Source organism: Oryzihumus sp., from assembly GCF_036391795.1.
Classification (GTDB): domain Bacteria; phylum Actinomycetota; class Actinomycetes; order Actinomycetales; family Dermatophilaceae; genus Oryzihumus.
In genome coordinates this window covers 1-6,766 of sequence record NZ_DASVZH010000027.1, presented here as the reverse complement: position 1 = coordinate 6,766, position 6,766 = coordinate 1, and the positions used below count along the sequence as shown (strand labels likewise).

General features: G+C 73.9%; 6 protein-coding genes and 1 pseudogene. 3 read left to right on the top strand and 4 right to left on the bottom strand.

The window, feature by feature from the left end:
• On the bottom strand, positions 1 to 583 hold a 583-nt coding region (locus tag VF825_RS01155; RefSeq protein ID WP_331109250.1), incomplete at its 3' end, for a class I tRNA ligase family protein.
• 319 nt (positions 584 to 902) lie between these two features.
• On the opposite strand from VF825_RS01155, the gene VF825_RS01150 reads away from it, so the two are divergent.
• Positions 903 to 2,264, top strand: coding sequence for an FAD-binding oxidoreductase (locus VF825_RS01150; protein ID WP_331109248.1), 1,362 nt, complete (start codon positions 903 to 905; stop codon positions 2,262 to 2,264).
• A 60-nt stretch (positions 2,265 to 2,324) separates the two neighbouring features.
• On the opposite strand, the gene VF825_RS01145 is transcribed toward VF825_RS01150, so the two are convergent.
• The gene (locus VF825_RS01145) at positions 2,325 to 2,897 is read right to left on the bottom strand and encodes a GNAT family N-acetyltransferase (RefSeq protein ID WP_331109246.1); all 573 of its coding nucleotides are present in this window, start codon (positions 2,895 to 2,897) and stop codon (positions 2,325 to 2,327) included.
• Positions 2,898 to 3,012: 115 nt separating this feature from the next.
• Positions 3,013 to 3,312 carry a hypothetical protein gene (locus VF825_RS01140; RefSeq protein ID WP_331109244.1) on the bottom strand — a complete coding sequence of 100 codons (300 nt, stop codon included), beginning with the start codon at positions 3,310 to 3,312 and terminating at the stop codon, positions 3,013 to 3,015.
• Positions 3,313 to 3,522: 210 nt separating this feature from the next.
• Between VF825_RS01140 and VF825_RS01135 the strand changes: the two genes are divergently transcribed.
• Together VF825_RS01135 and VF825_RS01130 are read left to right on the top strand one after the other, a co-directional pair.
• Positions 3,523 to 4,614 carry an NADH:flavin oxidoreductase/NADH oxidase gene (locus VF825_RS01135; protein WP_331109242.1) on the top strand — a complete coding sequence of 364 codons (1,092 nt, stop codon included), beginning with the start codon at positions 3,523 to 3,525 and terminating at the stop codon, positions 4,612 to 4,614.
• 116 nt (positions 4,615 to 4,730) lie between these two features.
• A complete protein-coding gene (locus tag VF825_RS01130) occupies positions 4,731 to 6,341 on the top strand; it encodes a hypothetical protein (RefSeq protein ID WP_331109240.1) in 1,611 nt (536 codons plus the stop codon).
• Positions 6,342 to 6,460: 119 nt separating this feature from the next.
• Here VF825_RS01130 and VF825_RS01125 read toward each other — a convergent pair.
• Positions 6,461 to 6,766: pseudogene (locus VF825_RS01125) on the bottom strand (hypothetical protein); the annotation flags it as partial.

The following is a 6,766-nucleotide window of genomic DNA, read 5'->3' as shown; positions in this document are numbered from 1 at the left end:
GGTAGACAAGACCTTTGTCGTACAGCGACTTGAACGCCCACATCACCGACTCCATGAAGTCGAGATCGAGGGTCTTGTAGTCGTTGTCGAAGTCGACCCATCGCGCTTGGCGTGTCACATAGTCACGCCACTCATTGGTGTAACGAAGCACAGAGGATTTGCACGCGGCATTGAATTCCGCGAGGCCCATCGCATCGATCTGTGATTTGTCCGTGATACCGAGTTGCTTCTCCGCTTCGATTTCCGCGGGCAATCCGTGTGTGTCCCAACCGAAGCGCCGCTCCACGCGCTTCCCGCGCATCGTCTGGAACCGCGGAACCAAATCCTTCACATATCCGGTGAGCAGATGTCCGTAATGTGGCAAACCGTTGGCGAACGGCGGCCCGTCGTAGAAGACGAACTCGTTCTCGCCGTCCTCGCCGGCCGAACGGTTGTCGATCGAGGCCTGGAACGTGCCGTCGGCCGCCCAGTACTTCAGGATCCGCTCCTCGATCTCCGGGAAGCGCGGGCTCGCGGCGACACCCTGAGGGCGCGCGGCGTCGGCGGACTCGGGGCTGAGGAAGTCGACCTTGGGGTAGGTCATCGCGGGCGTCTCCATCTCGTCGAAAGCGTCCGGCTCGTGGCCGTGCCTTTCGCGAGGACGACGTCCCCCGGGTCGGTCCGGGAGGCACCGCGGTACCACCTCGCTTGCCGGACGCGGCCCCCGCTGGCGGGGACACGGCATACGGCCGCTCTGGTCGAAGGCTGTGACGGGCCCACCCGTCCGGTTCTAGTGAGGCCTCGCGGCCCGTTCTTCCGGAGGCTCGCCGGTGATGGCCGGGTCGACGCCTGTGCCCGTCAGTCTAGGGCAGCCGGCGCCGCCGTCGCGATGCGCTTGCCGGCCACCGGCATAGGGTTGGGCCGTGGCAGCGCTCCCCTCCTGGCTCAGCAGCCGTGTGGTCACCGACCCGGACGTCAAGGCGACGTATGCCGTGGACGAGTCCCTGGGTGCCACGGCCCCGGCGGACTACGAGGTGGTCCGGGCCCGCGACCTCGCCGACGTGGTCGAGGTGATGCGCTTCGCGCAGGAGAGCGGCACCCCCGTCGTGCCCCAGGGCGCGCGCAGCGGCCTGGCCGGCGGCAGCGTGGCGATGCAGGGCGCCGTGGTGCTCAACGTCGAGGCGCTCGACGCCGTCCACGACGTCGACCCGCTCGAGGGCGTGGCCGTTGCCGGGCCCGGCGTGATCAACGCCGACCTGAAGAGGGCGGCCGCGCAGGCCGGCCTGTTCTACCCGCCCGACCCCGCCTCCTCCGCGTTCTGCACCATCGGCGGCAACGTGGCGACCAACGCCGGCGGCCTGTGCTGCGTCAAGTACGGCGTCACCGCCGACTACATCCGTGGCCTGCAGGTCGTGCTGCCCGGCGGCGAGGTCATCCGCACGGGGCGGCGCACCGCCAAGGGCGTGGCCGGCCTGGACCTGACCGGCCTGTTCGTGGGCTCCGAGGGCACCCTCGGCGTGGTCACCGAGGTGACCGCGAAGCTGGTGCCCGCGCCGGACCCGGCCCTGACCGTCCTCGCGACCTTCGACGACCTCGAACGGGCCAGCGCGGCGATCATCGCGCTGCGCCAGGAGCGGCACCGTCCTTCGCTGCTGGAGCTCATGGACGCCGCGACGATCGCGGCGGTGCAGGCGGTGGCGGACTACGGCTTCCCGCAGGGCTGCGCGGCCGCACTCATCGTGCAGAGCGACCGGCCGGGCCACACCCCCGAGGACGTGCAGCGGTATGCCGCGGTCCTGGAGTCCGCGGGCGCCGCCGAGGTCGCGGTCGCCGACGACGCGCAGGAGGCGGACGCGCTGCTGGCCGGGCGTCGGGCGCTCAACCCCGCCCTGGAGGCCAAGGGGCACCGGTTCATCGAGGACGTGTGCGTGCCGATCGGCCGGCTCACCGAGCTGATCCGCGCGGGGCAGGACATCGCGGCCAAGCGTGAGGTCGAGATCACCATGTCCGGGCACGGCGGCGACGGCAACCTGCACCCCTGCTTCTTCTTCGACCCCGCCGTCGAGGGCAGCCGCGAGCGCGCCGAGGGGGCCTTCGGCGACCTGGTCTCGGTGGCGCTCGAGCTGGGCGGGACGATCACCGGCGAGCACGGCGTCGGCTCGCTGAAGTCCCGCTGGCTGGCCCAGGAGCTCGGCCCCGCCGAGCTGGCGCGGCAGCGCGCGGTCAAGGCGCTGTTCGACCCGGCGGGGATCATGAACCCCGGCCGGGTCTACTGGAGCAGCTGAGCCTGCGGCCTTCCTCAGGTCGATCCTGAGGAAAGGGACAGACCGGGCACGACGGCGCGCTCAGCGGGCAGCGTCCCCGGTGGTCACCCACCGCACGGCACGGCCCGTCTGGGCGGGCGCGCGCACGGCGCGGCCGTACTCGCCGGCCCGGGCGTAGCCGAGTCGACGCGGCACGCCGGCGCTCGCGTGGTTGGCCGCGTCGTGGTGGATCTCGACCCGGTCCACGTCCGGCAGCGCGAGCGCGACCCGGGTCAGCGCCGCCGCCGCACGCGTGGCGATGCCCTCGCGGGTCCGGTCGGCCCGCACCCAGTAGCCGATCTCCAGCGCCCGCGGCCCGATCCGGGCCATCAGCCCGGCCGAGCCGAGCAGCTCCCCGGTGGCGGGGTCCTCCACCCGGTAGCTGAAGTCCGTGTGGGTGCGCAGCCCCTCGCGCGTCCGCTCGAGGTAGCCGTCGGCGGTCTCGGCGCCGTAGCCGCTCGCCCAGGGCAGGAAGGCCCGCAGGTGCTCCTGGGAGGCCAGCACGACCTCGAGCATCTCGGCCACGTCGCCGGGCTCCCACCAGCGCAGGTGCAGCCCGTGCACCTCGATCCGGCGCGGCGGCGCCTGCGCCGGGACCCACTCCCCCTCGGCCATGGGCGGCAGTCTGGCACCCCGCCCGCGGTGTTCGCGCGACGGTCGTCGCGGCCCCTTCGGCCCGGAAACGGCGCGAGGAGGCCGCGACGATCGTCGTCCGGAGCGCCAGACCCGCTCAGCTGCCGCGGACCAGGTCGTAGACCGGCGTGTACTTCGGGTCGGGCAGGTGCTCCGGCGGCGTCATCCCGCGCTCCTGCAGGAAGCTCATCATCTGCGGCACGAGCTCGCTGTCGCGGAACCGCTCGAACATCTCCGGGGAGTCCCAGATGTCCATCACGTGGCAGCCCTCGCCGGTCTCGGACAGCACGTGGCTGACCAGCCCCTCCGGGGCCCTGGTGTGCATTCCCATCTTGTCGCCGAGCGCCTCGATCAGCTCCCGCGGCATGGGCATGTCCATCTCGACCAGAACGGTCATGGCAGTTCTCCTCAGACGTGACAGGTCCCCGGCGCGCAGGGGGTGCACCGGGCAGTCCCACGCTGCTCCGGCCGCGGGTGCCCCGGCTCCACCCAAAGGCGCACCTCCCGGTGCGCACCCCGGGTACGCGTGCGCACCCCGACCGGACGGCATACCCGTGGTGGCGGTCGAACCGGAATAGCCAGCGTGCGCAAGGACTTGGACCCTGACGTGACCTCCCTCTTCGAGCCGTTCCGACTCCGTGACGTGACGATCCGCAACCGCGTGTGGATGTCGCCGATGTGCCAGTACTCCGCGGCCGACACCGGCCCGGCGACCGGCGCCCCGACCGCCTGGCACGCCACGCACCTGCACTCCCGTGCCGTCGGCGGCGCGGGCCTGGTCATCGCCGAGGCGACCGCGGTCAACCCCGAGGGGCGGATCAGCCCGCAGGACCTGGGGCTGTGGAACGACACCCAGCTCGAGGCGTTCGCGCCGATCGTGGCGCAGGTCGCCGCCGCCGGGGCCACGCCGGGCATCCAGCTCGCGCACGCCGGACGCAAGGCCTCGACGTATGCACCGTTCGCTCCGGGCAGTGGGTCCGTCCCGCGCGAGGAGGGCGGCTGGCAGGCGGTCGCCCCCAGCGCGGAGGCCTTCGGCCGCTACGCCCCGCCGCGTGAGCTCACCGCCGCCGACCTCGACGCGCTGGTCGAGGACTTCCGCGCCGCGACCCGGCGCGCGGTGGCCGCCGGCTTCGAGGTCGTCGAGCTGCACGGCGCCCACGGCTACCTGCTGCACCAGTTCCTCTCCCCCGCCGCCAACCACCGCACCGACGAGTTCGGTGGCGATCTCGAGGGCCGGATGCGGCTCCCGTTGCGGGTGGTCGACGCCGTGCGTGAGGAGCTGCCCGAGGCGCTGCCGCTGGTCGTGCGGATCTCGGCCACCGACTGGCTGCCCGAGGGGCGGGGGTGGGACGTGGACCAGAGCGTCGAGCTGGCCCGACACCTGCGGGAGCACGGCGTCGACCTCGTCGACGTCTCCAGCGGCGGGCTGGACCACCGCCAGCAGATCGAGGTCGGGCCCGGCTACCAGGTGCCGTTCGCCGCTCGGATCCGGCGCGAGGCGGGCATCGCCACCGGCGCCGTGGGCCTGATCACCGAGCCCAAGCAGGCGCAGGACATCCTCGCCGCGGGCGAGGCCGACGCCGTGCTGCTGGCCCGCGAGCTGCTGCGTGACCCGTACTGGCCGCTGCACGCCGCCCAGGCCCTCGAGGTCGAGCCGGCGTCCACGCCGTGGCCGAAGCAGTACCTGCGCGCCCTCTGAGAGCTCCCCGCCCAGGCGCCCGGCCGGCGCCACCCCGGTAGGCTCCTGCGGCAGCGCCTCGGGAGCCCGGTGGGGACGCCGGCCGGCACGGCGCGGGCAGAGGGGAGCTCGACGCCATGCGACTTCTGGGGACGCTTCGCGCCCTGCTCAGCTGGGTGGTCGGCGCGTGGCTGCTGGCCGCGGCCCTGGGCGGGCCGCTGCTGTGGTTCTGGATCTCGCCGTGGGACAACCGGGGCCAGGCGATGGCGCTGCTGGTGGGGCCGGTGTGCGCCCTGTTGGGCACGACCTACGCCACGCGGCTGCTGCTGTCCGCGGCCCGGGCCCGGCCCGCCGAGCCCACTCCCGCCCTGCTGCAGGAGCTGCGGTCGCGTGAGGTGGGCGGCGCGCAGGTGTGGCTGAGCGCCCGGCTCGAGCCGGGTGAGGGCCTCGCGGTGCGGGGCAGCCGCCGGCGTTACGTGGTCCTGCCGTCGAAGGACGGCGGGGGCATCGACGAGACCACGCTCACCGGGGTCGAGCAGGCCGCCGGGCAGCTGCGCTCCGGCAGCGCCGCTGTGGTGCCGCTCTTCGTGGCGCTCACCATGTGGATGCGCCGGTGGATGGACCTCGTGAGGTTCGGCCTCCAGGGCTTCACGACCCCGGAGCTCGACTGGTACGTGCGGCCGGCCGTCATGGCCCTGTTGCCCATCTCCGTGGTCGCCGCCCCCATGGTCCTCGTGGCGTGGCTGGCCTCGCTCCTGATGCTCCCCCTCGTCGGGCCCGGGGCCGCCCGCAGGATCGCCCGCGCCCTCGGCACCGAGGACGGCCGTCCCCTGGCAGTCGTCCGGCACCGCTTCCGCTACCTCCCGACCTGGGTGCGCAACGGAGCCCTGAGCTTCACCACGGCCGACACCGAGACGGTGCCGGCCGATGCCGACCGCCGGCCCGGTGCTCCGGTGCGCCTGTGGGGGCTTCCCCGGGCGGTGGGCGCCGGCATGGCCGAGACCTCGAGCCTGGTGCGCCTGCCTGCGGCCCTGCTGATCGTCATGCTGGTCTACTTCGCCGCCACCCTGCCCGCGCAGCGGCTGCTGTGGCACGGGGAGACGGCCGCCACCGGCACCGTGGTGCACGACGACCGCCCCTATGCCCCCGCACCGCGGCTGGTCGTGCGGGCCCCGGACGGCCGGCTCCTGCAGCACCTGCCCCAGGACTTCCCCGTCCATGCGGGCCAGGCGGTGCGGCTCGCCGCGGCGGACCAGTACGGGAGGACGCGCTACCGCCTGCGGGACGACACCGGGCTGGGCCGCAACCTGGTCACCATCGCGTTCTGGCTGCCGCTGGCCCTGGTCCCTGCCTGGGCCCTCGACGGCCGGAGCACCTCCGGTGCTGCCCGACTGGGCGACGAGCGCAGCGGGGTCCGCCGCCGCCGGTGGCAGCTCGCCCTGGCAAGGCTGCGCGCCCGCGGTGCCGAAGCATGGCCCGCGGTCGGCGGCATCCTGGCCATCGGCGTGCTCGGCGGCTGGGTCGGCAGCCTCCCCGGTGCCCTGGTCGGCCGGTTCACGGTCGGGACGGACGCCGGTCGCGGCATGGGCGCCGTGGCCGGGTTCGTCCTGACCCTGGCCGCCCTGGGCTACATGTCCCTGGTGCGCTTCCCGGGTCGGCGTCCGCCGACGCGTGAGGACGGCGCGCCCGCGGCCGGGACCCCCCAGACCGCGGGGTCACAGCCCGTGCCGTCCCGGCCCGTGGACTGAGCGCGGCCGCGACGGCAGGCACGCGGCATACCGCGGTATGCCGGGCCCGCGGCAGCCGGCACCGGCGTGACGAACGGGCGGTCCCGGAGCACTCTCCGGGACCGGCCCTTCGTGTGCGCTCAGCGGTGGCGCGAGGGCGTCCAGGCCAGCTGCACGACCCGGTTTCCGAGCTCGCGCGAGACCAGCCGGCCACGGCCGGGCACCGACGGGGTCGGCTTGATCGAGCCGATGAGCGGACCCTCGTCCGGGCTGCCCGAGAGGAGGATCCCCGGCGCGGCCAGGTCGCGCATCGACTGCAGGACCGGCTCGTAGAGCGCTCGGGCGGCACCACCGGCACGGCGGGTCACCACGAGGTGCAGGCCCACGTCGGAGGCCTGGGCGAGCAGCGGCACCAGCGGGGTCAGCGGGCTGCCGGCCGAGGTGAC